This window comes from Streptomyces sedi (assembly GCF_006335015.1).
Taxonomy (GTDB): Bacteria; Actinomycetota; Actinomycetes; order Streptomycetales; family Streptomycetaceae; genus Streptomyces; species Streptomyces sedi.
Window position 1 is genome coordinate 42,201 of record NZ_VDGT01000027.1, and the last position, 23,964, is coordinate 66,164.

Consider the following 23,964-nt stretch of genomic DNA (forward strand, 5'->3'; position numbering starts at 1 on the left):
GGCGGTCACCGGTAGGTCTCCAGGGAGCCGGTACGGCGCACGTCGAGCGAGACGCAGTGGAAGGAACCGCCCAGAGTGCGCGCATGGGTCAGGCGCAGCGGGAGGACATCGATGTCGTGTTTCTCCAGGGCACGGATCAGCTCAGGCTGTCGCTCGTCGGCGACGACCAGACCGGGCCGTATGACCAGTAGGTTCATACCGATCCAGGTGGAGGCGTAGGGGCGTTCCCCGACGAAGCCCGTGTCCGCCAGCTCCGGACACCAGATCCGGTCCCACCCCCGCAGGAAGTCCGGCATGTTGTCCTCGTTGACCCGCTCGGGGTTGAGGAGCACGAGTCCCGGACGCAGTGGGACGACTGTGGAATCGACGTGTGTGGCGGCGTAGAGATCGCGACAGGGATGGACGGTGTACCGGTCACCCAGCATCGACTGGAGCCACTTCCAGCCCTGTTCGTTGCCGCTGTCGGACACCAGGTAGAGCAGGTCGGTTCCGAAGCGCAGCACGTTGGCCGCGTCGAAGGCGGGTTCGAGATCCAGCAGCCGTTGCCCCTTCTTCCGGGTGACGTCGTACATCTCGTCCCGCAACCGGGGCTTCGGTGCCGAGATCCACCGGGCTCCGCTCTCGAAGTACTCCAGTAGCAGGTCCTTGTAGGCGAACGGTTCGAGGAACCGCGACCTGAGCACCATCGGCGTCTCGACGACCATGTCGCCGACCGTCAGCAGCACATCGCGCGGGCAGTAGTTGTACTGCCCGTCAGTCGACCACTCCGGAGTGTTGACGGTGGCCGAGAGGTCGGTGTCCTCCGGGCGCCGCACCGTGATCCCGAGCCCGGTGAGCTCACGGCATATGCGATCCAGGTCCTCTCGGGTTTCCTCGACCACCCGCTTCGGCACGGGACCGGACGGGATCCGGTCCTCGACGCCGTACTCCGCGTACTCGATCGTGAAGAGGTCCGTCCCGGGGACGGGCACCCTGGCCCCCTCGATGGAACCGATGACGATCTCTTCCAGCGGGTCCCATTCATTGTGTACATCGACCAGGCTCATGTGTGCTCCTTCTTCGTCTGTGTGAGGGAGGGGGGCGCCGTCAACGCGGCGCCCCGTTCTGCCATGACTTCGCGCAGGGCGTGCGACAGATCGGCGCGCAGCAGCGGATTCGCGTACAGGCCCCACCCGAAGTCGAGGCGAGACCCCCCGAGAGGATCCGAGAAGAAGCCGCCGGCCTCGCGGACGAGGAGCGCGGCGGGTGCCTGGTCCCACACCTTGCCGCCGTCGTCGAGTACGACGTCGACGCGGCCTTCCAGCAGCGCGGCGACCACGGACACCTCGTCGTCGGTCCAGGTACTGAGGGCGGCGAGCACCTCCGCTCCGACACAGCCCGGATCGACCAGCCCGGCGACCCTGGCCTCGGACAGCCTCGCGATGTCGGTGACCGCGAGGCGTCGAGAGGTGGCGAGTGGCTCGGCGGGGTCGCTGCGATATGCCCCGTGACCGCGTGCCGCCCACCAACGCGCCCCCTCCGTGGGCCGTGTCAGCACGCCAACGGTGAGCTCGCCGCCGGCCTCGCACGCGATGTGCGTACCCCAGGAGCGTCCGCCCGCGAGGTAGGAACGGGTGCCGTCGATCGGGTCGAGGATCCAGCGACGGCCTGTTGCGGAGCCGTGGGCGCCGGACTCCTCGGCCAGTACCGCGTCGCCGGGCCGCTCGATGGCGAGGATACCCAGCAGTTCCTCCTCGACGGCCAGGTCCGCATCGCTGACCGGGGAGCCGTCCTTCTTGGTTCGGGTGGTGACACCGTGCGCGAGGAAGCTGAGTGCGGTCTCGTCCGCTCGGGTGGCCAGGCGATGCGCCAGCCGTACATCGTCCGCGAGCGCGCTCACCGTTGATCACCGCTTGAGTCGACCGCGACCACGCGGAACTCCGCCAGGTAGCGCTCGCCGTCCGCGTCGGTGAGCCAGCTGTCGCCGGTGTCGGGCAGCATCTCGGCGAGCGATATGACCGCGTCCTTGATTCCGGCCGACTGCCTGGCCGTCTTCGCGAGCGCGTTGACCAAGGCCAGGCTGGTGAAGTCCACGTAGACCGGCTTCTCCTCGGTCGGGGACCGGTAGAAGGCCCGCTCGGGCAGTCGGTGTTCCGCACGCCAACTCCGGCAGCGCAAGAACCGCTCCTTCTCCTCACGCACCGCTGCCCAGTCCAGGTCGGCGGCAGGAAAGGACCATGCCTCCCGTGCCATGACGAAATTGCCGATGGTGACGCGCGGCCGGTGCCCGGCCGAGGCGAAGGGGCGGAAGGCGTTGGCGGTCATGTAGCTGAATGACTCGCTCAACATCTCCAGCAGCGGGATGCGGGAGCCGCCGGCCGCATCGCGGACGATCAGCTCTCCGTCCTCCTCGAGCACGGTGAGATCGGTCGGTTTCAGCGTTTCCCCCGGGGGTTCCACACAGGGTGTGCGCACCGCCCAGTAAGTGGCGTCGGGCGCCAGCATCGCCGAGGGGGGCGTGGTGCGCGAGGAGTTCTCCTGCCAGTCCTTCGGGGGCAGCAGGACAACGCGGCGCCCACCGTGGTCGGCGGCGTCGGCAGCGCAGAGCGCCTCGGGACTCGGGTGTTGCTCCACGAAGAACCTGCTCTCCAGAGTGTTGGTGGAGACGTGGAGTTCACCCAGCACCGCCAGATAGTCGCCACGTTCCACCGCCTCGGCCGAGGCGGCGGCGACCATCAGATCGGGCGCGTGGTGGATCGCGGTCGCCCACATGGGCGGCCGGGGTGGGAACCGCTCCGCCGCGCGGGCGGTGAGGTCCGCGAGGGCGCGGTCCACCCGCGCCGCTTCCGCGTCCTCTGCCCTCAGGTCCAGTACCGTGCGCCAGCGCTCCTGGAACTCGGCCACCGCTGACCGCACAAGGCGGGGGGACGACAACCGGGTGACGTGCATGTGCGGGGTGGCGAGCCCCAACAGCCTGGTCATCGGCATGGCCATGGTGCCGTTGCGCTCGGTCCACCCGCGGTACAGGCGCGTGAACAGATCCCGGTAGTTGTCGGCGATACGGCCCACAAGCCATCGCGCGCTGTCCAACATGATCGCCAGCGGTCCCGCCATCTCGGTGCGGAACGCCGGTCCGAGCCTGACTTCCACGTCTCGCACGGTGTCCTCGTAGAGCAGGGTCCGGCCCGCGTAGATCTGTCCAGCGCGCCGCACAGGTGCTTCACCGGTGAGGTCGGTGAAGACCGCGTCGAGGTGCCCGATGGCCTCGGCGAGCCGCTCGGCGTCGCCGGCCGACGCGGCGACTCGGTCGCGGGCGTCGGTCAGCTCGTCCAGCGCGGCTGTCACCCGGTCGCGAACGGCCGGGTCACCCACCCGCTCCAGCTTTTTGCGGAGCGTCACCTCGGGCCGGGCCTCGATCGGGCCGGTGAGGTCGAGCGCGACGATCCGGTGGGCCCGCAGCTCCTCCAAGGTCCGGCGCAGTACCCGCTCGGAGGGGAACGGACGTCCCGGGCCCGCCAGCTCCCCGGACAGGTCCCGGACCTGCCGCACGCCGTCGCAGACGCCGAGCAACGCGGTCTGTTCAGGCGTCAGCGGTATAGGACGTCCTTCGGGACGGTGTGCGAGGCCGTCCGCGACGGAGACCACCGGGTCCACTCGCGGTGCGAGCCACGGCAGCAGATCCGGATCCTCGGACAGCTTCGACGCCAGTGCCTCGACGGCCCAGTGTTCGAAGTACACGGTGCGCCTGGCCAACAGCCGGTCGCCGGGAGAGACGTCGAATCCGCCCCCCGGCTCGTCGGTCCACCGGGCCCACGCCACCGGGCCGAAGAAGCCGATGGTGTCGTTCTTCAGCGCGTACCGCTGGAGGTGTCCGACGATGCTCTTCTCGTGCTGTCGGCCCCGGACGTTGCGCGGTTCTCCGGCTACCGCCTTGTCCAGACAGTTCGCCACCAGAGCGGGGTTCTGCCAGGTGACCGCCTCCCGGATCCGCGGGTTGGCGGCAGTGGCGCGAACCAGACGCTGGAGGCGGACCTCCGCCTCGGCGAAGACCGCCCGGTAAGCGGTGTCCGTCACCGAGCCGGCGAGGCACGCGTCGGCGGCCTCGGCCAGTCGCTCGTCGCCCAGGTCGCGTGCGAGCCGCGCCGGAAAACCCGGACTGCGCAGCGCGACATCGCGCCACAGCCACCAGCCCGAGTCGCCCAGCGGCACGAGATGTTCCTGCCGTCCGGCCGTCATACCCAGACCTCCAGCGAGAGATAGCCCATTACTGTCGAACTTCCGTGGTTGCGCGCGCCGTTCACAGGTGCATGGTGGAGTTGCCGCCGTCCACCGTCATCGTGGTGCCGGTGATCCATGAGGCGGCGTCGGAGCTGAGGAACAGCACGCAGTTGGCGATGTCAGTCACGGTGCCGAGCCGTCGCAGCGGTATGTCCTCGGCGTCCTTCTCCGCCTCCGTGGCGTACATGTGGGCCATGACGCCCTCGGTGGGAACGAGACCGGGCGCGACCGCGTTGACGCGGACGCCACGCGGACCCCACTCGCGCGCCCAGCTCGCGGTGAGCGAAACGATGCCGGCCTTGGCGGCACCGGCGTGCGAGAACGTGGGGAACCCCCGGCCGACCTCCGGCACCACCATCGAGATGATGTTCCCGCTACCGCGTTCCAGCATCGGGCCGACGAACGCCCTGGTGACGGTGAACGTGCCGACGAGGTCGATATCGACGACCGTTTGGAAGGCTCTACGCGTCATGCGCTCGGCCGGCATACGGAAGTTCGCGGCGGCGTTGTTGACGACGATGTCCGCCGCGCCGAGTTCTGCCGTGACACGCTCGGCAAGCGCACGCACACCCTGTTCGTCCCGCACGTCGCAGACCGCGGTGAGCGGGGGCCGGCCGGTCTCCGTCTGTAGGCTCTCGGCCGCCTCGTCCAAGACGTCGGGGCGGCGTGAGGCGATGGCCACCCGAGCGCCATGCAGCAGCAGCTGACGCGCCGTCTCCAGACCGATGCCGGTGGCTCCACCTGTCACCACCGCCACTTGGCCGCTGAGCAGGTCGGGGGCGAAGGGGCCGCTGCCGCGCGTGCCGCGTCCGGGGGCCATCAGGCGTCCCGCCCCGCGCGCACGGCCTCGGCCAGCAGGGAAACGGTTGGGCATTCGAAGAGCATCGCGACGCTCAGCTCGACCCCGAAACGCTCGCGGATCTGCCCCATCAGTTCGATGGAGGACAGGGAGTTTCCGCCGAGTTCGAAGAAGTCGTCGTCGTCCTTGATCCCCCGCATTCCGAGCGCGTCTTCCCAGAAGCCACGAATCGCGGTGGCGATCTCGTCCTCCGCCTCCGTGCCGACGGCGGTCGGGGAGACGGGCGACTCCGCGGGCCGCTTCGTTCCTGGCGCCGCCTCGGGCAGCGGCGATCGCGGTGTCTCGACCGCCGTCTGTTCTACCGGTGCGGGAGAGGGGGCCACGACGACGGTTCGCGGCTGGGGAAGTTCCCGGGGCCGTTCCGCCGGAACCGGCGCGCCGTTCTCGTAAGGACGGACGAGGACATGCGGCGGGGTGACCGACTCCAGAAGGGTCAGAAAGAGATGCACCCCCTGATGAGGTTCGAGCCCGCTCTCCTCGGTTACCGCGCCGGGAAGAGGGCGGCTCGTGCCCGGCCGTTCCCCCGCGGCGCCCCGCCGGCCGTCACGCCACGCATCCGGGTCTACGCGCACCATGGTGTACCCCTCGACGGCGACCAGCACCTGGCCGTCAGGGGCGATCAGGTCGACGTCGACGGTGACGCCGTGCTGCCGGCCCGGCCGGTAGCGCATATGCGCGTGGAACCGCGCGGGGAGCGCGCCGAACACAGTGATCGACTCGTAGTACCACGGCAGCTTGGCGAAAGGGGAGGGTCGCTGCGCGAACGCGGTGGCCACGTCGAGCAGCGCGGGGTGCAGCTGGTGTCGGGAGAGGTCGCCGAGGAAGGACTCCGGGAGGACGAGCTCCACCAGGTCGGCGTCGGCGCCCCTGATGGTCTCGCCGAGGCAGTTCCAACGCGGGCCCGCGGCCACGAGTCCGGTTTCGGGCTCCGGTGCGGGTGGCTGCTCGCCGGAGAGTTCGGCGGCCAGTGCCTCCGGGTCGGAGAAGCGCGCCACGGACTCCACCAAGCGGACCGAACCCGTGGTGTGCTCTGTCCACGCCTCGCCGTCCACCGGGCGGGACCGGATGACGAATCGATCGACATCCTGCCCGCCACGCGCGAGAACCTGCACGCACCGGGGGCTGGTCACCTCCAGAGGCCGGTGGAAGGTCACCTTCTCCAACCGGCGGGCCGCCCGCGTGTCGCCTCGGTCGGCCCAGGCGCGCAGCGCCAGATCGAGCTGGCCGGTCCCGGGCATCACAGGCGTCGTGCCGAGCCGGTGTTCGTCCAGCTCCCAGTGGGTCAAGGAGTCGTACACCTCTTCCCACACCACCTCACCCTCAGGCCGCCCTCGTTCCTCCGCCTCGTCAGGTGTGGGTGTACCGGGGGCGGCCATGCCGACCTGCCGCCAGCTTGGCCAGCCGACGCTGAGAGTGCGGGTGCGTCCGCGCGGGGTCGCCGCGTCGCTGTCCAGGAAGGCGTTGGCTGCCGAGTAGTCGCCGCTGCCGATCAGGCCGTGGGTGCCGCTGCGAGAGGAATAGGAGACGAAGAAGTCCGGGTCCGGCCGTTGCTCCGCCAGTGCTCGCCGCAGCAGCAGGGAACCGAGCACCTTCGGCCGCAGGACGGCGAGTGCCTCGGCTGTGTCACGTAGTTCGATGACGCCGTCCCCCGCTACTCCGGCGCAGTGCACCACTCCGTTGATCGGCCCGAACGCCGAGATGACCGCGTCCACGGCGGCTTCCACCTCCGCCTCGACGGTGATGTCGCAGGGCAGCAAACGGATCTGGGCGCCGAGGGCTTCCATCTCCGCGACAGCGGTGCGCACCCGGTCGCCCTCCGCCGGCGGAAGGGCGCGGTCGCCTTCGGGCACTCGGCGGCCGAGCAGCGCGAGGCGGGGGCGAATCCCCTTACGGACCAGGCCCTTGGCCGTCTCCAGGCCGAGCCCGCCGAGGCCGCCGGTGATGACGTACACGCCCTCCTCGCGCAGCGCGGCGGCATCACGGGATTCGAACTCGATCTCCCTCTCCGAGCGCTCCCAGCGACGCGCGCCGCGCCAGGCCACGATGCCCGATCCGGTGTCGGAGAGCAGTTCGTCGGCGAGCAGGCGTGCGTCGGTATCGCCTCCGACGTCGATGAGCCGGCAGCGCCGTCCGGGCGCCTCCTGAGGGAAGGTGACGGTCAACCCCACCAGCGTGCTCTTGACGGGGTGCGGGGTCTCCGCGCCGGACACGTCGACGGCACCGCTGGAGAAGACCACCACTTCCGGCAGCGAGCCCCCTGCTGGTCGCCGCGCGCTCAGCCGCATGACGTTCAGGAGGCTGAGGAACCCCCCCGCCAGCTGATCGTCCAGGTTCTTCGGAGTCGCAGGCTCCCAGTCCGCAACGGTCCAGGCGTGCACGTAGGTGTGCGGCAGGGCGTCGCGCGCCTGAAGCCGGGCGAGGACGGCCTCCAGGTCGTCCGGGTGGTTCGGACGGACGGTGAACTCCTCCTCTCCCAGCTCCAGTCGGTCACCGGCGCGGACGCGGAAGACATGGTGCCCGGCCTTGTGCAGTGCGCCCAGAACCTGCCGTGCGTCGTCAAACGCGCGCGGCAGCAGGGCCAGGACGCGCCCCGGGGGGCGGAGAGCAGCAGCCGTGACTGGCAGCGGGTTCTCGTGCCACTGAAGGGCGGCGAAGGGGGACACGACAGGAGGTGTTCCCAACGTCGGCGGGTCCGTCGGACCGGTGCCGACAGCGCTCTGTTCTGACACCCCGGTCGCGGGGGGCTGCGCGGGGACGCCTTCCTCGGCTTTCTCGTCGTGAGCCGGAGAGAGAGCCCGGGTCTCTCCTGCGGGGGCGGTCCGGTCGACGGCGGCCATCCAATGCCGCTCGCGTTGATAGGCGTAGCCAGGCAGAGGCACACGAGTGCCGTCCCGCTTCGGCCGGTCCAGGTCGTGCCCGGCGACGTACAGCGCACCCAGCGCAGCCAGGAACGCGCGCTCGTCGGCATCGGCGCCGGGGACGCGCGGCGACGCCGGCACTACCGAGCTCGCGCCGCGCACCACCGTCGGGTGCTGCCGGACCAGCCCGGAAAGGCTCTGTCCGGGACCCACTTCGATCACCAGGTGCTCGCCCTCACCGAGGAGATGGTCCACAGCGGGATGGAAGAGCACGGGCTCGACCAACTGTCGCGCCCAGAACGCGGGTGAGCGGGCCTCCTGTGGCGACAGGTCGGCGCCCGTTGCCGCGGAGACCACGCGCAACCCGGGCTCGTTCAGTTCGATCTGGTCGACCACGGTCTCGAAGTGTTCGGCGGCTTCGGCCATCGCCGGGCTGTGGAACGCGTGGGCGGTGCGCAGTGGTTGACAGCGCACGCCGTCCTCCTCCAGGAAGGCCTGGGCCGCAGCGATTTCCTTGTGGCCGCCGGAGAGCGTCACCTGCCCGGCCCCGTTGACCGCGGCCAGCCACACTCCTTCCAAGTTCCGCTCGGTGAGGTCCTCCTGAGAGATCGCGGCGGCGAGCATGGCCCCGTCGGACGCTCTCGCCATCAACCGTCCGCGCGCGGCGACCACTCGCACCGCGTCAGCCAGGTCGAAGACCCCGGCGACGGTGGCCGCGACGATCTCGCCGACGCTGTGACCCAGAACAGCCACAGGGCGTATGCCCGCCCATTCCAGTGCTTGCGACATCGCGTACTCCACGCTGAACAGCGCGGCCTGGGCGATGTCGGTGCGGTCCAGTTCCGCGGGATCCTCGGAGCGCCAGGCATCCCGCACCATCAGGTCGTGCTCGGCGAACAGGTCCAGGCACTCGTCGAAAGCCTGGGCGAAGCCGGGCACGCCCTCGTAGAGCCCCTCGGCCATGCGGGCCCGCTGGGAACCCTGGCCGGGAAAGACGAAGCACACGTCCTGGCGCTCCGACGCCGTTTCCGGGCTGCGCCGGACGGACCCGGACCCGCTGCCGAGCAGTTCGGCGGCCTCCCGCGCGGACTCCGCCACGGCCGCCGCGCGGACGGGGTGGTGACTCCTGCCCACTTCGAGCGTGTGGGCCACGTCGTCGAATGCCTGGCCCGAGGTGCGGAGGTGGTCAGCCAGTTCTTCCTCGGTCTGGTCCAGCCCCACGCGGGTGCGCGAGGACCACACGATCAGCTGCGGGCGGGCCAGCGGCTTGGCGCGTTCCACGGCCGGCGGCTCCTCGACGATCAGGTGGGTGTTCGTTCCTCCCACCCCGAAGGAACTGACGGCGGCACGGCGTGGGCGGTCCGGACGGCTGGGCCAGGGACGCGGGGAGTCGTTGACGAAGAAGGGGACGGCGCCGAAGTCGATCGCCGGGTTGGGCTCCCGGTAGTTGATCGTCGCCGGTATCTCCTGGTGTTCGAGAGACTGGGCGACTTTGATCAGGCCGGCGAGCCCGGACGCGGGCCCGAGGTGACCGACGTTGGACTTCACCGAGCCGATCGGGATGGTGCCGGGCGGGAGCGGGGCGCCGGAGAGTTCCGCGTACGCCTGGGCGAGTGCCGAGATCTCCAGTGGGTCGCCCACCTTTGTGCCGGTGCCGTGCGCCTCCACGTAGTCGATGTCCTCCGGACGCACCTCCGCCCGCGTCATGGCCGCCTTGACAGCCGCGATCTGCCCGGAAACGCTTGGTGCGCCGAAGCTGACCTTGTCCGAACCGTCGTTGTTGACGGCCGAGCCACGGATGACCGCACGGATCGTGTCGCCGTCGCGAAGGGCGTCGTCAAGCAGCTTGAGCACCACGACCGCCACACCACTGGTGAAGACGGTGCCGTTGGCCGCGGCATCGAAGGGACGGCAGACGCCGTCGCGAGAGTGGATGCTGCCCGGCTGCCAGCGATAGCCCTGTCCGAAGGGGAACTCGATCTCGGCGGCTCCGGCGACGGCGATGCCACAGGCACCGCGTCGTAGCGCTTCGGCCGCCAGGTCGAGCGCGACCAGCGAGGTCGAGCAGGCGGTCGCCACCGCGACGCTCGGTCCCGTGAGCGACAGCTTGTAGGAGGTGAAGGTGGGGAGAAAGGAAGGGTTGGTGTAGATGCCCAGAGTGGTGGGCTCGACCCTGCCGGTCTCCACATTGCCCCACACGTGGTGGGTCAGGTACCCCGGGCCGGAGGAACCACCGAACACCCCGGTCGGGGCTGTCTCGGCGAACGGGTCGTATCCGGCGTTCTCCAAAGCCTCGTGGACCGCTTCCAGGAACGCCCGATGGTGGGGGTCGTGAAGTGCTGCCTCCCGGGGCGTCACCCCGAACAGATCGGCGTCGAAGCGGTCCGCGTCGGGCATCAGCCCGACCGCCGGTACGTAGTCCGGCTTGGTGATCTCGTGTTCGTCCGCCCCGCGGGCGAGGAGTTCGGCGCGGTCGAGCAGTTCGACGCTGTTGACGCCCTGCCGTATGTTCCGCCAGAACTGGCGCGTGTTCTCCGCCCCGGGGAACCGTCCGGCGAAGCCCACTACTGCGATTGCCTCGGGAGAGAAGCCGTGTTGCTGGTCGATCACTGTGGTTCTACCTTTCATTCCTGCCGGGTTGACGGCTCTCTCGTCCTGGGGCCCCGTCGTGGGCCGCGGCTACGGTCTCGGGCGGCGTCGCGCGTCCCGGTCCGGCCGTGGTGTCGAGGAGCTTCGCCAACGCTTTGACAGTCGGATGGGCGAAGAGCGTGGTCGCCGGCAGCTCGAAGCCCAGCCGCTGGGTGATGCCCCTGTGCAGCCGGAGCAGCGCGAGCGAGGTGAGCCCGGCGTCGAAGAAGTTGCGTTCGTCGGGCACGCGGTGCCCCAGAAGTTCGGCGACGAGTCGTTGGAGTTCGTCCGCGGTCTTGGTCACGGGGGTCAGCCGGGCGGTCGTTGTCCTCGCTTCTCGCCCGGGATCGCCCGTGGACGGCGCGGAAGGGGCCTGACGCACCTTCCGGCTGGCGTCCAGGCGTAGCTCGTCCGAACCGGCGGACAGCACCGACGGCACCGCGTGACGGGGCAGCCGACCGCGTAGATGAGTACGGAGCGAAGCCACGTCCACGTGCTGTCCGGCCTCCGCCCGCACGGCGAGCGAGATCTCCGAGACCACACCATCGGCGCGGTAGGCCGCGCGGGCTGAGACCACGCCGGGGAACCGCTGTGCCACGGCCTCGACCTCCGCCAGTTCGACGCGGTGACCGTCCAGCGACACCTGCCGGTCGAAGCGCCCGGTGACGACGACATCCCCGTCGAGAGTGGTGTAGCCATGGTCTCCGGTGCGGTAGAGCCGGACCCCTGGTTCCCCGAAGGGGTCCACATCGAAGCGCTCGGCGCGGGAAACATCTCCCGCGTAGCCGTGCGCGAGGGCTCGGCCGCGCACCACGACCTCGCCGAACTGCCCAGGGCCCAGGGGCAGCCCTTCAGGGCCCGCGACATGGATTTCCCGTCCGGCAGCCCGCCGGCCCACCGGCAAAGGCCGTACCCGTGCGATGGCCGGAGCCTGGTCCCCGTATGCCAGAACTTCCTGGCAGGCCGCGATCTGCGGTGTCTCCGTGGCCCCATAGGCGTTGACCACGGCGGCGTCTGTGAACCCGCGTATCCGCTTGAGCAGTTGCTCGGTCGACACGTCGCCACCGACCACGATCAGCCGCAACGCGTCGAGTCTCCCGCTGGCTCCGGAGGCGATCAGTTCCAGGAGACCGGGCGTCACGTGCACCACGGTGACGGCGTTCGTGTCGAGCCAGGAGAAGAGTGCCTCTGGCCGCCGGGCGAAGCCGGTCTGAGGTACGCACAAGGTCGCCCCGGCGCTCAGAGGCACCAGGATGTCGCGCAGGACGGGGTCGTGCGCGGGCCCCGACAGCATGGCGAACCGGTCTTCCGGGCCGACCCTGAACTCCTTCAGATACCAGGCCACCGCGTCGCCCAACGCATCGGGCGGAGCGGCCACCGCAGCGGGCGTGCCGGTCGTACCCGAGGTGAACAACAGATGGCTGGTCCCGCCGGGTTCCGGCCAGTGGGACTCGTTGCCGGGACCGTGGGCGATATCCGTCACCGAGCGGACCCCCGCCTCGGCGCTGTATCGAAGGGCCAGGCCGAGGTCAGCGGACACGGCGTCCGCGCATTGCTCCCGATAGCGGACGGGAGCCTCCTCCGGGATCAGGGCGACGGTGGCGCCGGTGCGCCACAGCGCCAGCAGCGTCTCGGGCAGGTTCTCCGTGGTGCGTGACCACAGAGCGACGGTTCGCCCCCGCCCCGCCCCTTCGCGCGCCAGCCCCGCAGCCAGCCCGCGTACTCGCTCGCGCAACTCGCCGTAGGTCACGGTGGCCTGCGGCCCTAGAACCGCCGTGTCCGAGTCCCGCGCGTGGGCGAAGTCCGTCAGCCGCTCCCAGAACCTGCCGGTGTCGACGCACTCGGGGAGGCTCGGCGAGGGGCCGGGCTCACGCAGGCTCAGACCGTCGACCCGGATGTCGGGGTCGGCCGCCGCTCGTTCCAGGAGCAACAGATACTGACGGGCGAACTCCCCCACCAGTCGTTCGGAGAAGAGAGCTGCCGCTCCCACCACGGTGACGGACTGTCCTTCGCCGTCCCCGCGCAGGTAGACGGCGAGGTCGAAGAGGGCGGAGGTGACCGGGACCGGCAGCGCTTCCGGTGGGCTCTTGAGGTCACCGAGGTCGTTGAACCACGCCTGGAAGACGGGATTCAAGCCTGGCACGGCCGGCCGCTCAAGCGCCTCCACCACACTGTCGAACGGGACCGCGGTGTGGTCTGCCGCCGCCGCGTAGCCGTCCCGGCAACGACGTATCACGTCCGCGACCGTCGCCTTGGTTTCCGTGCGACTGCGCACGACCAGGGTGTCCAGTGCCATCCCCACCATGTCCTGTTCGGCGGAGGTTCTCCTGGCGTCCGCGGGCAGGCCGATGACCAGATCGTCCCTGCCGCTCCAGCTGTGCAGCAGAGTGGCGAAGCATCCCAGGTGGAAGGCGGTCGGAGTAACCCCGAGCGACGCGGCGGCGGAAGCGATGCCGCGGGCCTGTGCGGGGACTACCCGGACCGTGTGGGTCACAGGGCGGAAGTCGGGTTCGGCTGGGCGCTCTGCCGCCATCGGAAGCAGCAGCTCCGCCGGCGCGTCGTCGAGTTCCTCCCGCCAGTACTTCAGGTCAGCGTGTGCTCGGGCACCGCTCTCGGCCGATCCGGCCTCCAGGAACTCCCAGAAGGAGCGCGGTGCGGGAAGTGATGCCGAGGCCCCGACCGATTCCTGGTCCGACACGAGGTCGGCCAGGAGTGTGTCGGCCGCCCGCTGGTCGGCGATCATGTGGTCGAGGACCAGCACCAGACACCAGCGCCCGTTCCCGCGGGCCACCCTGACACGCATCAGCGGGGCCTCGTCCGGGGAGGGGAGGGCAATGCTCTGTGCGGCGAACTGCTCAGGCCGCCAGTCGCCGTCGAGGTCGCAGATCTCGACGGTCCTTGCCGTGTCCGGCGCGGGCACGCGGTACAGCTCCGGTACGTCGCCCTCGTCCCTCACCTCGATCCTCAGCGCGTCGTGCCGGGCGATCAGGGCACGGACCGCCTGGTCGAGCCGGGTGGGGTCCGGCTCCCCCGGGAGCTGGGCCGCGGCCACGACGTGATAGGCCGCGCGCGCTTCCGGATAGAGCTGGCGGAGGTACCAGAGACGGCGCAGGGAGGCCGGCAGGGGCATAAGATCCCGGTGCCGCGGGCGAGGGGCCGCGAGTGGTCCGGTCCCTTCTCGCACGGCCGTCGGTTCGTGCTCCGCGCCGGTGACATACGCGCGCAGCTCCCGAAGGGAGGCGTCCTCTTTGACGAAGAGGCTCATCGGGACGCGAACGCCGAGCCGTTCCCAGACGCCGCCGATCACACGCGCTGCCGCGAGGCTGTGACCCCCCTGACTCAGGAAAGTGCCGCCGGTGTCGGGGGCGCCCAGCGCCGCGTCCCACAGGGATCGGAGAACGTCCGAGTTCTCCTCGCCGCCTGAGGCGGGAACGCGCGCCAAGGCGTCCACGACTGTCGCGCGCGCGGCGTTCCGGTCCAGCTTGCCCGTTCCTCCGAACGGTAGCCGGTCGCACCACACATAGCGGCGTGGTACCCAGGCGTCGGGCACGACATCGGCCAGGAAGGAACGCAGGTCCTGATCGGCTGCCCGTTCCGAGCTGTCCTCGGACAGTCCGACCAGGAGCGCGGCCAGGTCCTGGCCGGTGGCGCCCGCGGAGTTCACCGGGACCACGACCGCCTGAGCCACGGCTGGGTGCCTCTCCAGGGCCGCCTCTATCTCCCCGGCCTCGACGCGGTGGCCGCGGATCTTGATCTGCTGGTCCGTCCGTCCGTGGTAATCGAGTGTGGCGTCGGCGTTGCGGGACGCTCGATCACCCGTGTGATACATGCGAGTGCCTGCGGGCCCGTACGGGTCGGCGATGAACTGACGCGCCGTGAGTCCGGGCCGGCCGAGGTAGCCGTCGGCCAGGCCCTCGCCCGCGAGGTACAGATCTCCTTCCACGCCGTCCGGGACCGTCGCCAGCTTCTCGTCGAGTACGTACGCGTGGGTGTGACGGATCGGCGCGCCGATGCCGGAGACCTGCCCGGCACTGACCCGCCGGCAGGTGGACCAGATGGTCGTTTCCGTTGGTCCGTAGAGATTGTCCACTTCGGCGGCCACGTCCACGAGGCGCCGGGCGAGGTCGGCCGGAAGTGCTTCGCCGCCGGTGAGGACGCGCAGACCGCGCAGTGCCTCCGGCCGCGTGTCCATCAGCATCCGCCACAGAGAAGGGGTCGCTTGCATCAGGCTGGTGCCCGAGGAGATCAGCAGCTCGGCCAAGGCGTGGGGGTCCGAGCGTTCCTCCGTACCTGCCACGACAACGGAGGCTCCGGCCAGGAGCGGCAGAAAGAGTTCGAGTGCCGCGATGTCGAAGCTGACGGTCGTCGGGGAGAGCAGCCGGTCGTCATGGCCGAGAGCGAATCGTTCCGTCATATCCGCGAGCAGGTTGGCCAACGCGGTACGAGGCACGATCACCCCCTTGGGACGGCCCGTGGAGCCGGAGGTGAAGATGGTGTAGGCGGGGTGAGAGGGCAGCAGGAGGGCGTTCAGGTCCCGTGCCACCGGGTCCGCGCCGGAACCGCTACCGGCGAGAAGGCCGTCGACATCGTGGACGGGCAGGCCCTCGGGTAGCGGCAGACCGTTCCTCGTCGTCTCGTCGATGGTCAGCAGCAGGTGCGGCCGGGCGTCGGCGAGGATGTCGCGTAGGCGCCCGGTGGGATGGCTCGGGTCGAGCGGCACGTAGGCACCGCCGGCCTTCAGGACGGCGAGCAGCGCGACGATGACCCGGTGGGACGGCGGCAGGGCGACGGCCACTCGGGTTCCCGGCCCGATCCCGCCGCGGATCAGGTGGTGGGCCAGCCGGTTGGCGCGGTCGTTCAGTGCCGCGTAGGTCAAGCTTCCCGAACGGTCCAGCACGGCCGTGGCCTCCGGCCTGCGTTGTGCCTCCCGTTCCACGGCGCCCACCACGTCGCCCTCCGGCGGCAGGGGCTTGCCAGCGGTCCTACGTCCGCACACCGGCGACCAGTGGTCGTCAGTGAAGGCTGTGGCGGCGCGGACACCGCCACGGAAGACCGTTGTCCACCCCTCCGGGACCTCCCGGTGCGCCGGCCACAGCGAGTACTGCCCCTCGTCGTTGAGCAGGACGAGGCAGTTGGCCTCCTCACGGCTGAAGGGTTCGCTCATGGCTGTGCCTCCTTCTGAACGGCTCGGTTGACCCCGTCGTGCCCGGGGCCGGTACGGCTGCCGGGGGATGGTCGGCCGGCCAGGTGGTGGGCGAGGCGATGGGCGAGGGCGAACGTGGTGAGTGAGGGGTTGGCGGCTCCGGGCCGGGGAAAGGTGGCCGGCCCGGCGGCGTACAGCGCCGGAATGTCCCGAAAGCCCTGCTCCTCGTCGAGGAGCCCCCCGATCGGCAGCGTGCCGCCCTCGTGGTCCTCCGTGCCCAGCTGGTTGGACCAGGTGATCGGCTCCCCCGGAGCCGTTCCCTGCCGGAACTCGGGCAGCAGGACCCGATTGCCGGGGTCCGGGTGACCGTAGTCCGCGAATCGCAGTGGGTGCGGCGCCACCCCGGCCACCGTGCACAGTTCTCGGTGGCAGCGTCGGAGCAGCTCCCGCTGGTGGGCGAGTACCTCCTCGTCGGCGGCGGAGGGCTCGGAGTGGACACGCAGCGACCAGGGCTGGTCGCCCCGCGGCTCTCCCTCGACGAAGCTCGTCCCCTGGTCGTGCTGTTCGCCCATCGCCCGCACCTCCACGAGCACGGCACCGTTCGGTTCGGGTGCGTGTACGTCCACCAGCAGGTTCGAACGGACCGGCGGGCCGTGGGGTTCGTAGTAGGACCCGCTCGGCAGGGCGCGGAGCAGCCTGCGGGCTGCCTCGCCCTCCCAGCGCCAGAGCAGCCCCTGCACCATGTGGTCGCGCAGCCCGGGCAGCCGGGTGGTGGTACGTCCCGAGGCCGTCAGCGCCTGGAGGGCGAGCCGGCTGTTCTCCATCGTGCCGGCGCACAGGATGACGCGGTCGGCGACGATCTCGGCCTGCGCCCCGCCTTCGGAACGCACCCGGACGCCTCGGCACCGGCCGTCGCGCAGCAGGACTCCGAGCACGCGGGTGCCGGTGAGGAGTTCGACGCCTTCCGGGGCGCCGTGCCACCTTCCGCTAGTGGGGTCACGCCATTCGTCCAGCGGCGAATAGGCACGCCATCTGCCGTGCGGATAGGTACGTCGGGCCAGGGGAGTGGCACGCAGCGCGAAGGGACCGAGCCGGGCATCGGACGGGAGCTCCACGGGGGCACTGTCGACCTCGTCGCGCTCCGCCCACCTCCGGAGGCGGTCCGTCGTGCGCTCGTAGAGTGAGGGGCCGTCACACCAGGAGACTCGTAGATCACTCACGACGGCAGCGGGCCAGTGAGGATCGTCCAGCGCCCAGTCCTCGATGGGCAGTACCACTCCGTACCAGTACAGCGACCGGCCGCCGAGGCGCTGTCTGACGCCGGACGCACCGGCGTAGTGCGGGGGGTTCAGCGTGGACCACGGGCGGATGAAGGCAGAGTCGTTCTGCGGTTCCAACCACATCCGGGTCGCGGTCTCCGGGGCGTGCACGATGTTCGCGTGGCGCAGTTCTTCGCCCTGCCCGGCTTCGATCACCAAGGTGGGGCCGTCGCCTGCCGCAGCGAGTCGGTTCGCGACCTCGATCCCGACCAATCCCGCGCCCACGACGGCGGTGCGGTACTCCACGGACCTTGGGCCGGGGGCTCCGCCCGGGTGCGGAGGGCTGTTGCTGGACATCTCAGCTGCTCCTGGAATCCTGGGGGTTGTTCGCGAATCGCTAGGAGGTGGCGGGAGCGAAGAGGGCGTATGCCTGACGGAGGGCCGCTGCCACATCGCCGCGAGGCGTGAACTCGTGACCGACGAATCCCGTGTAGCGGTGTTCTCGAAGGCGCCGGGCGATGGCCGCCCAGTTGACTTCCTGCATGGCGTCGAGTTCTTGACGGCCAGGAACCCCCGCCGTGTGAAGGTGGCCGATCCGATCGATATGGCGGTCGACGGTGCGCAGCAGGTCCCCCTCCATCAACTGCATGTGGTACACGTCGTGCAGCAGTCGCAGTGACGGCCGTCCGACCAGGTCGATGACGCGCGCTCCCCATTCCGTGGTGGAGCACTGGTGGCCGGGGTGGTCCACCTTGCTGTTGAGAGGTTCGAGTAGGAGGCCCACTCCGGCGTCCGCGGCCTCGGCGGCGAGCGGCGCGAGCGCCTCAGCGCAGGTCTCGATGGCCGCGTCGTCGCCCTCGCCCGCCGTCAGCCCTGGCTGCACCGACAGGTGGAGCACGTTCTCCCGGTGCGCGGTCTCCAGTGCACGGCGCACTTGGTCGCCGAGTTCGGCGTGGCGGGCCCTGTCGTTGAAGCCGACGTCGATGGAGTCGTGCCCGTCGATGATGACGAGTTCCAGGCCCAGGTCTTTGGCCGCGGGCCAAAGGGGAGGAGGCAGAAAGTCAACCCCGTGGAACCCCATCCCGGCCGCCGTGCCGAGCAGGTCTTCCAGCGGGTGCGGTGCTTCGGCGAAGGACCACCAAGCGAAGCTCTGTCGAAAGGTCATATCAGATCCGTGGCGTGAGTAGCGTGGTCGCCGACGTCGCGTCGAGGAGGCGCTCCACCCACAGCCGGAGCAGGTCGCTGAACCCTTGTGCTCCGCCGATGCGATGGACGATGTCGGCGTAGTTGAGTACCTGGACGGAGGCGCCCAGGACGGGAGCCAGCCGCAGTGCCTCCGCGAGGGTGGGGAGCGGCAGGATCTTCGCCCACACCTTGCTGAAGGCAGCCTCGGCGAGGGCCCGGTCGCGGGGCGTCGCGTTCATCGTCGGTCGGGCGAGTTCGGCGAAGGGATGAGCCACGACCGCGTCGGTCCAGTCGATGACGACCCATCCGTTCCCGTCCCAGCACACGTTGTCCCGCTGAATGTCCGCGTGTACCAGCACCGGCGGCACGTCGTCCTGCTCGACCGCTGAGAGAAGCTCCGCGATGCGAGGCAGGGCTTCCGCCAGTTGGCGTCGTTCGGCACTGGCGAGTAGCTCGGGCCGCTCGGCCAGCCGGACGAGTCCCGCGCGCAGCAGGGCACCCTCTCGCCGCGGGCATCCCAACCTCACCAGTTCGTCGGTGCGGCCGATGGAGGCGACCTGGATCCGCGCGGCGGCCTCCAGGGCGTGTGACCAGGGTTCGGTCCCCGCCCCCGCGATCTCCCGCGTGAGGAGCCAGCCGTTTCCATGCGACAGGACTGACGGACTGTGTGCCGGACGAACGGACTCCACCCACGAGGCCACCCGTCCTTCGTGGGCGAAGGCCGGGGGCACGGCTTTGAACCACACGGGCCCTCCGTCGGTGGGAGCCCTGAGCACCAGGGAGATCGACCAGTGTCGGACGGTCTCGGCCTCGCCGGTCCTGACCCGGCCGACACGGGCCAGCTCCGCGTCCAACAGGGCGAGGGCGGCCTCCGGCATCGCTGTCGCCCGCCCTGGCTGCCACTTCATGAGTCGCCCACCGGGGCGAGCTGCGCGGCCAGGTGCCGTACCTTGGCGAACGCCTCGACCACCGCGTCGAGATGGCGCTGGTTCCCCAGAAGCATCGAATGGTGCAGCAGCACGGTGCGGGCCGATTCCCGGCGCGCGACCGGGAGTTCGAAGCGGGTCGGGTCAAGGCGGGTGGCCGCCTCGGGCACTGTGCCGCTGGGGAGCCGACGCGGGTCGTAGAGCGGGTGCTCGTTAAGTGGCCGGTACGGCGGGCGGATCCAGCGCCCGAGCTCAGCACTGAGCGCCTCCGCGACGGCCTCCGCGCCGCGTCCACCGAAGCCGTCCTTCTTCAGTCGGATCGCGTAGTGGTAGTAAGCGCGGGTGTCGTTGGCCGCGTAGGGCTCGATGGGTTCGAGGTCGTCCTGCTCGGTGAGCCGCTCGTCCAACGTTTTGGCTGCCCGGGCCCGGGTCCGGTTCTGCTCGTCGAGACGTTCGAGTCCGTCGAGCAGCAACGTCGACTGGAACTCGGTCAGGTGCATGTTCCAGCCCTGCACCACGTCGGCCTCCTCCATGTCGGGCTGACCTCGTGTGTGCGGGCCAGGCCCATATCGCCGGCCATCGCCGCGCAACATCTCGGCCCTGTCGCGGACCTCCCGCGAAGAGGTGACGAACAACCCTCCTTCTCCTGAGGTGAGGGCCTTACCCTGTTGCGCGCTAAAGGCCCCGGAAAGCCCCAGAGTGCCCGCGCCCTGGCCTCGCCAGGTGGCCCCGTACGCCTGTGCCGCGTCCTCGATCAGCGCGAGGCCGTGCCGCTCGGCGATCGCCTGAAGTGCGTCCATCTCGGCCATCGCGGAATAGAGGTGGACGGCGAGAATCGCGGCTGTCCGCGGAGTGACGGCTGCGTCGACGGCGGCCGGGTCGACGCACAGGGTGCGCGGATCAACGTCAGCGAGCACAGGGACCGCACCGGCGCGGGCAACGACTGACGCACAGGCCACCCAGGTCAGGCCGGGGACGATGACCTCGTCGCCGGGCCGCACCCCGGCCGTTTGGAGAGCGATCAGCAACGCGCTCGTCCCATGGTCCACCGGCACGCACCAGCGGGCGCCCACGAACCGCGCGAAACGGTCGGCCAGCCGCGCTTCCTGCGGCCGTTGGCCGGTCCACTCGCCGCTGATCGCCCATCGGCCGCCGTGCAGGGTCTCTCGGAGACGCCGTTCCGTGTCCGGGCCGGTCTGCGGCCACTCGGGCCAGCCTTCGGACCACACCGCTGGACCGCCCCTCAGGGCAAGGAGATCGCTCATGACGCCCCGCTCCCGTGCCAGGGCTCCGGGACGCGGACCATGTCGGTCACCACGTCCTTGACGGCTTCGAGGGACACCGCGGTCAGCGGCAGGTCCCGACTGCCATAGGGATGGCCCAGCTCGCGCAGCAGCACCATCGCGGCTTCCTCCCCGGAAACGGGAAGGTAGCCGCGCTTGTTGTCCACCCGCACGACGTCCATCACCGCCTCCGGGGTGACCGCGTCGGGCAGCTTCGGGGAGACACCCAGATGGTGGGCCAACTCGTCGTGCTCGGCCACGGCCCTGTCGTCGAGGCCGCCTATGCCGCGCGAGATCCGGGCCGCCGCGAGCATGCCGAGCATCACGGCCTCGCCATGGGAGAGCCCGTCTGTGCCACGTCGGCGCCTGTCCTCCATCTCCACCGCGTGACCGACGGTGTGCCCGTACTCAAGTACGAGACCGGATCGCTGCTCGCGGGCGTCGTCGCCGGTCACCGAGCTCTTGGCCGTGAGGCTCTCCTCCAGAAGCCACAGCAGTACATCGGGGGACGAAAGATTCCCGCCGGCCAGGCGCGTGCGGAGCACGGGGAGGGCCTCAGGGCGGATGGCCAGACAGTTCTTTGCCGCCTCGCACAGCCCAGAGCGCAGTTGTTTGTCGTCGAGCGTGCGCAACAGGTCCACGTCGAGGTAGACCGCTTCCGGTGCGTGATACGTGCCGATGTGGTTCTTGCCATGGCCGCTGTTGACGGTCTGCTTGAGTGAGAGCACGGAGTCCATCGCCGCGATGGTCGTGGTGGGCACGTGCACCAACCGGATTCCCCGGTAGAGCGTCGCCGCGGTCAGACCTGCGAGGTTGCCGACCACACCACCGCCGAAGGCCACCACCACGGACCGACGCGTGGCACCGGCGCCGATCGCCTTCTCCAGGTGGCTGTTCAGGTGTAGTACGGACTTCATCGCGTCGCCGGGCGGGAGGCTCAGTACCTGTACCGGAGCGTGACGGCGCAGACCGCTCAGGAACGCCTCGCCGTGCAGGGCCAGGACGTGGTCGTCCGTGACGACGACGAACTGATCGGTGTCGTATCCGGCCATGGCGGAGGTTATCCGTTCCAGACACCCCGCCCCGAAGTAGTAGGGATAAACAAACTCGCCCATGGCGACTGACCGTTCGTTCCAGTCTCTTCCTGTCATCGCCCGCCCCAGACTCGCTCTCGTAATTTCCGATCAAGAACCACGCGCGCGGCACTCATGCCGTCGGGATGTACCCCATCAGTTTTTTCCACATAGCTGCCATCTGTTCGTCGTCGGCAGGTGTTTCTCGGAAAATCGTGGCGTACTCGCACACTTCGCTGAGTATCCACTTGGTGGCATAGAAGTCCATGAACTCGTCGCGGCAGCCCGGAGGAGGTCCGAGTGTCCTCCGCACCTGAAACCAGTCCCTCTCGGGTGGTCCCAGCATGGCGCCACCCCAGTCGGCGAGAAGGAAGCCTTCGGAAGTACGCAGAATGTTGGGAGCGCTGGGCTCGCCGTGTGTCACCACGAATGCCGCACCATTGCGCATGCACTTCTCCGCAAGCGCCGTGTTCTCGCGCCACAGTTGTGCGAGATGTTCTCGCTGCGGCTGGAGTAGTCGATGGAGGCGCTGCGGGTATCCGCTGTCGCACGGCTCGTCGTGGTGAAGAAAGTCGAACGTGTCTCGCAGCTCCGCCTCGAAACCCAGTCGGAAGTCCTCGACGGGCAGTTCCACCTTCACCTTGGACTCGTGGACGGCTCGGACGAGCCCGATGATCCGTTCAAGCTCCTCGGTGCTCAACTCATCACGGTGGGTCTGTCGCGCCTCTACGTAGGGGAAGACGATGACAGGGCTCTCGTTCACCGCGTGCAGGATGTTGCCGTCACCGCTCTTCAGCGGTGCCAACACGGCGGACAGTCCGGAGGCCGCGAGCGCGGTTGCCGCCCGGTAGGCCTCCGGGTGATGGCCGCGCAGGTCCCTGCGGACGCTGACCCAGTAGTCGCCCGCGCGGAACGCCCAACTGTCCTCGCCGAGGGGCTGGAACTCGAACGGTCCATGCACTGGCCCGTACTGGCTCTCCACGAGCTCCCGCAGTTTCGCGGGATGGACGTGATCTGGCGGGAGCAGCATCGGTAGCCTCTCAGGGGCGTGCGGCTAGGAGCCGTTGGATCCCTCTGTGAAATCGATTTCATGGAGGGGTGTGCAGACGTGCCGTTGATGAGGCATCGTGCGGCGACGATTACCGTGTCAACGTGAAAGGGACACTGCGGTCGGAATGGCTCTTCGCCGTCAATGCGACGTTCTCTTAACGTCGGGCTTATGAACGCGGGAAGTCACGCGTCTCGGGCGCCGATACAGGAGTGTGCTCATTCTCATCGATACGCTCGCTGAAGTGTGGCCCAGGGGCAACGTGTCGCGGACGGGTAGGGGCGAACAGCGATGGGGCCGCCGCAGATGGGAGTCGTGGAATCCGAGCGCGCCGGTTGTCGGTGCGGCGACACAAGCTGCGGACTTTCCCATGCTCCAACTTCCCTACGCACTCACGCGCCGTCACGCGCCGTGTAAGGGGCGTGAGGTGGCTCGCCATGTTCACCAAACCCTCCCAATGCCTCGCGGGATGGGGAGTTCAGGCGGTTTCGTCGTCGGCGACCATATCCGTGAGGCCCAAATGTGCTCGGCCTGGAGCAACAACTCCTACTCGGGTTCCCGCCCGCACTCCCCGACCGGCGCGTCTGGTCGAAGCGTATCGGTCACCTGCGACGTTCCATGTTGACTCCCGGTTGGGGAGCATTCCATAAGTAATTGTGCGTAGTGGGGCCGCCGACGCGGCGGGGCGGGGCGGGTGGCACGGGGCACACGGAGCGGAGGGTAGGGGGATAGGAGGGGCCCGAGGCCGGGAGCGGTCCGCTGTCGCCCGGAAGGGTGTGGCAGTCGCCCCCCGGCCTGGTTGATCGCGCCTCAGATGAAGGCGGCTTCGGGGCGGTCGGTGTTGATGAGGAGGGGGGGGCGGCGGCGTTGGCCGGTGGCGATGATGGCGTATTGGTAGAGGGCGGGGGGTTCGTAGAGTTCGCGCATGGGGACCCAGCTCGCGCCCTCCTTGGGGTCGTGGAAGGGGAGGTCGTGGAGGACGCCGCCGTCCAGGACGTACGTCAGGCCGTTCAACGTCCCCGCCTCGTCCGTCGTCGGGGTGATGGCCAGGACTTCAGAGAGGGAGCGTTCGCAGCCCGTCGCCTCCTCGAAGACCTCGCGGGCGGTGAGGATGATGCAGCGTCCGTTGGGGACTTGGCCGTGGGGCAGGACCCAGCCTTCCTGGCCGTCCTCGCGCGTCCCGCGCACCATCAGCATGTGGTTGGTCTGGGTGGTGGCCAGGACGTGGAAGGTGATCGGGATCGGGGAGCGGTGGATCGTCATCAACATGGCGAGGTTCTCCTTGACCCAACCATGACTGGGGAAGCTGTCGTGCGACCACCGTTGAGCTTCGGCTGGAACCCCGCCCCGACTCGGCCTGCGGCGGCGAACCGTCAGGGTCTTGCTTGCCCCCTAAAAAAGTAGCCCCCCGTGGAGTTAATTCTCCGCAGGGGGCACCTATTCGA

Annotated in this window: 13 protein-coding genes; all 13 read right to left on the reverse strand. The window is 69.6% G+C overall.

All coding sequences use genetic code 11. The annotated features are described in order from the left end of the window. Positions 1-5: 5 nt before the first annotated feature. Positions 6-1,046: an inosamine-phosphate amidinotransferase 1 gene (locus tag FH715_RS25905; protein WP_139649547.1), complete on the reverse strand. Its 1,041-nt coding sequence runs from the start codon at positions 1,044-1,046 to the stop codon at positions 6-8. Next, positions 1,043-1,879, reverse strand: a complete 837-nt coding sequence (locus FH715_RS25910) for an inositol monophosphatase family protein (protein ID WP_139649549.1) — start codon at positions 1,877-1,879, stop codon at positions 1,043-1,045. The genes FH715_RS25905 and FH715_RS25910 overlap by 4 nt, the downstream gene beginning before the upstream one ends. After that, positions 1,876-4,215, reverse strand: a complete 2,340-nt coding sequence (locus tag FH715_RS25915; RefSeq protein WP_139649551.1) for a lantibiotic dehydratase — start codon at positions 4,213-4,215, stop codon at positions 1,876-1,878. The genes FH715_RS25910 and FH715_RS25915 overlap by 4 nt, the downstream gene beginning before the upstream one ends. 61 nt (positions 4,216-4,276) lie before the next feature. Then, positions 4,277-5,077: an SDR family oxidoreductase gene (locus FH715_RS25920; protein WP_170184830.1), complete on the reverse strand. Its 801-nt coding sequence runs from the start codon at positions 5,075-5,077 to the stop codon at positions 4,277-4,279. Continuing rightward, complete coding sequence (locus FH715_RS25925) at positions 5,077-10,584, reverse strand: type I polyketide synthase (RefSeq protein ID WP_170184831.1); 5,508 nt, start codon at positions 10,582-10,584, stop codon at positions 5,077-5,079. The genes FH715_RS25920 and FH715_RS25925 overlap by 1 nt, the downstream gene beginning before the upstream one ends. Positions 10,585-10,591: 7 nt before the next feature. Continuing rightward, positions 10,592-15,766 (reverse strand): non-ribosomal peptide synthetase, encoded by a 5,175-nt coding sequence (locus tag FH715_RS25930; RefSeq protein ID WP_139649556.1) that lies wholly within the window; start codon positions 15,764-15,766, stop codon positions 10,592-10,594. Continuing rightward, positions 15,763-17,361: an FAD-binding protein gene (locus tag FH715_RS25935; protein ID WP_139649558.1), complete on the reverse strand. Its 1,599-nt coding sequence runs from the start codon at positions 17,359-17,361 to the stop codon at positions 15,763-15,765. Before FH715_RS25935 ends, FH715_RS25930 begins: the two co-directional genes overlap by 4 nt. A gap of 40 nt (positions 17,362-17,401) precedes the next feature. Continuing rightward, on the reverse strand, positions 17,402-18,169 hold the full coding sequence (locus FH715_RS25940) for a TIM barrel protein (RefSeq protein ID WP_139649560.1): 768 nt from the start codon (positions 18,167-18,169) through the stop codon (positions 17,402-17,404). 1 nt (position 18,170) lies between these two features. After that, positions 18,171-19,097: an aminoglycoside phosphotransferase family protein gene (locus FH715_RS25945; RefSeq protein WP_139649562.1), complete on the reverse strand. Its 927-nt coding sequence runs from the start codon at positions 19,095-19,097 to the stop codon at positions 18,171-18,173. Next, positions 19,094-20,380 (reverse strand): DegT/DnrJ/EryC1/StrS family aminotransferase, encoded by a 1,287-nt coding sequence (locus FH715_RS25950; protein ID WP_139649564.1) that lies wholly within the window; start codon positions 20,378-20,380, stop codon positions 19,094-19,096. The genes FH715_RS25945 and FH715_RS25950 overlap by 4 nt, the downstream gene beginning before the upstream one ends. After that, positions 20,377-21,450, reverse strand: coding sequence for a 3-dehydroquinate synthase family protein (locus FH715_RS25955; RefSeq protein ID WP_170184832.1), 1,074 nt, complete (start codon positions 21,448-21,450; stop codon positions 20,377-20,379). Before FH715_RS25955 ends, FH715_RS25950 begins: the two co-directional genes overlap by 4 nt. Before the next feature lie 154 nt (positions 21,451-21,604). Next, on the reverse strand, positions 21,605-22,501 hold the full coding sequence (locus FH715_RS25960; RefSeq protein WP_139649569.1) for an aminoglycoside phosphotransferase family protein: 897 nt from the start codon (positions 22,499-22,501) through the stop codon (positions 21,605-21,607). 828 nt (positions 22,502-23,329) lie between these two features. Then, entirely contained in the window at positions 23,330-23,788 is a 459-nt protein-coding gene (locus FH715_RS25965) for an NUDIX hydrolase (protein ID WP_139649571.1), read from the reverse strand. Positions 23,789-23,964 lie beyond the last annotated feature (176 nt).

Excerpts from the sequence above, each read along its gene's own strand:
- FH715_RS25905 (WP_139649547.1), bottom strand. The coding sequence starts at position 1,046 with ATGAGCCTGGTCGATGTACACAATGAATGGGACCCGCTGGAAGAGATC.
- FH715_RS25915 (WP_139649551.1), bottom strand. The coding sequence starts at position 4,215 with ATGACGGCCGGACGGCAGGAACATCTCGTGCCGCTGGGCGACTCGGGC.
- FH715_RS25920 (WP_170184830.1), bottom strand. The coding sequence starts at position 5,077 with ATGGCCCCCGGACGCGGCACGCGCGGCAGCGGCCCCTTCGCCCCCGAC.
- FH715_RS25930 (WP_139649556.1), bottom strand. The coding sequence starts at position 15,766 with ATGAGCGAACCCTTCAGCCGTGAGGAGGCCAACTGCCTCGTCCTGCTC.
- FH715_RS25935 (WP_139649558.1), bottom strand. The coding sequence starts at position 17,361 with ATGTCCAGCAACAGCCCTCCGCACCCGGGCGGAGCCCCCGGCCCAAGG.
- FH715_RS25940 (WP_139649560.1), bottom strand. The coding sequence starts at position 18,169 with ATGACCTTTCGACAGAGCTTCGCTTGGTGGTCCTTCGCCGAAGCACCG.
- FH715_RS25945 (WP_139649562.1), bottom strand. The coding sequence starts at position 19,097 with ATGAAGTGGCAGCCAGGGCGGGCGACAGCGATGCCGGAGGCCGCCCTC.
- FH715_RS25950 (WP_139649564.1), bottom strand. The coding sequence starts at position 20,380 with ATGAGCGATCTCCTTGCCCTGAGGGGCGGTCCAGCGGTGTGGTCCGAA.
- FH715_RS25955 (WP_170184832.1), bottom strand. The coding sequence starts at position 21,450 with ATGGCCGGATACGACACCGATCAGTTCGTCGTCGTCACGGACGACCAC.
- FH715_RS25960 (WP_139649569.1), bottom strand. The coding sequence starts at position 22,501 with ATGCTGCTCCCGCCAGATCACGTCCATCCCGCGAAACTGCGGGAGCTC.
- FH715_RS25965 (WP_139649571.1), bottom strand. The coding sequence starts at position 23,788 with ATGTTGATGACGATCCACCGCTCCCCGATCCCGATCACCTTCCACGTC.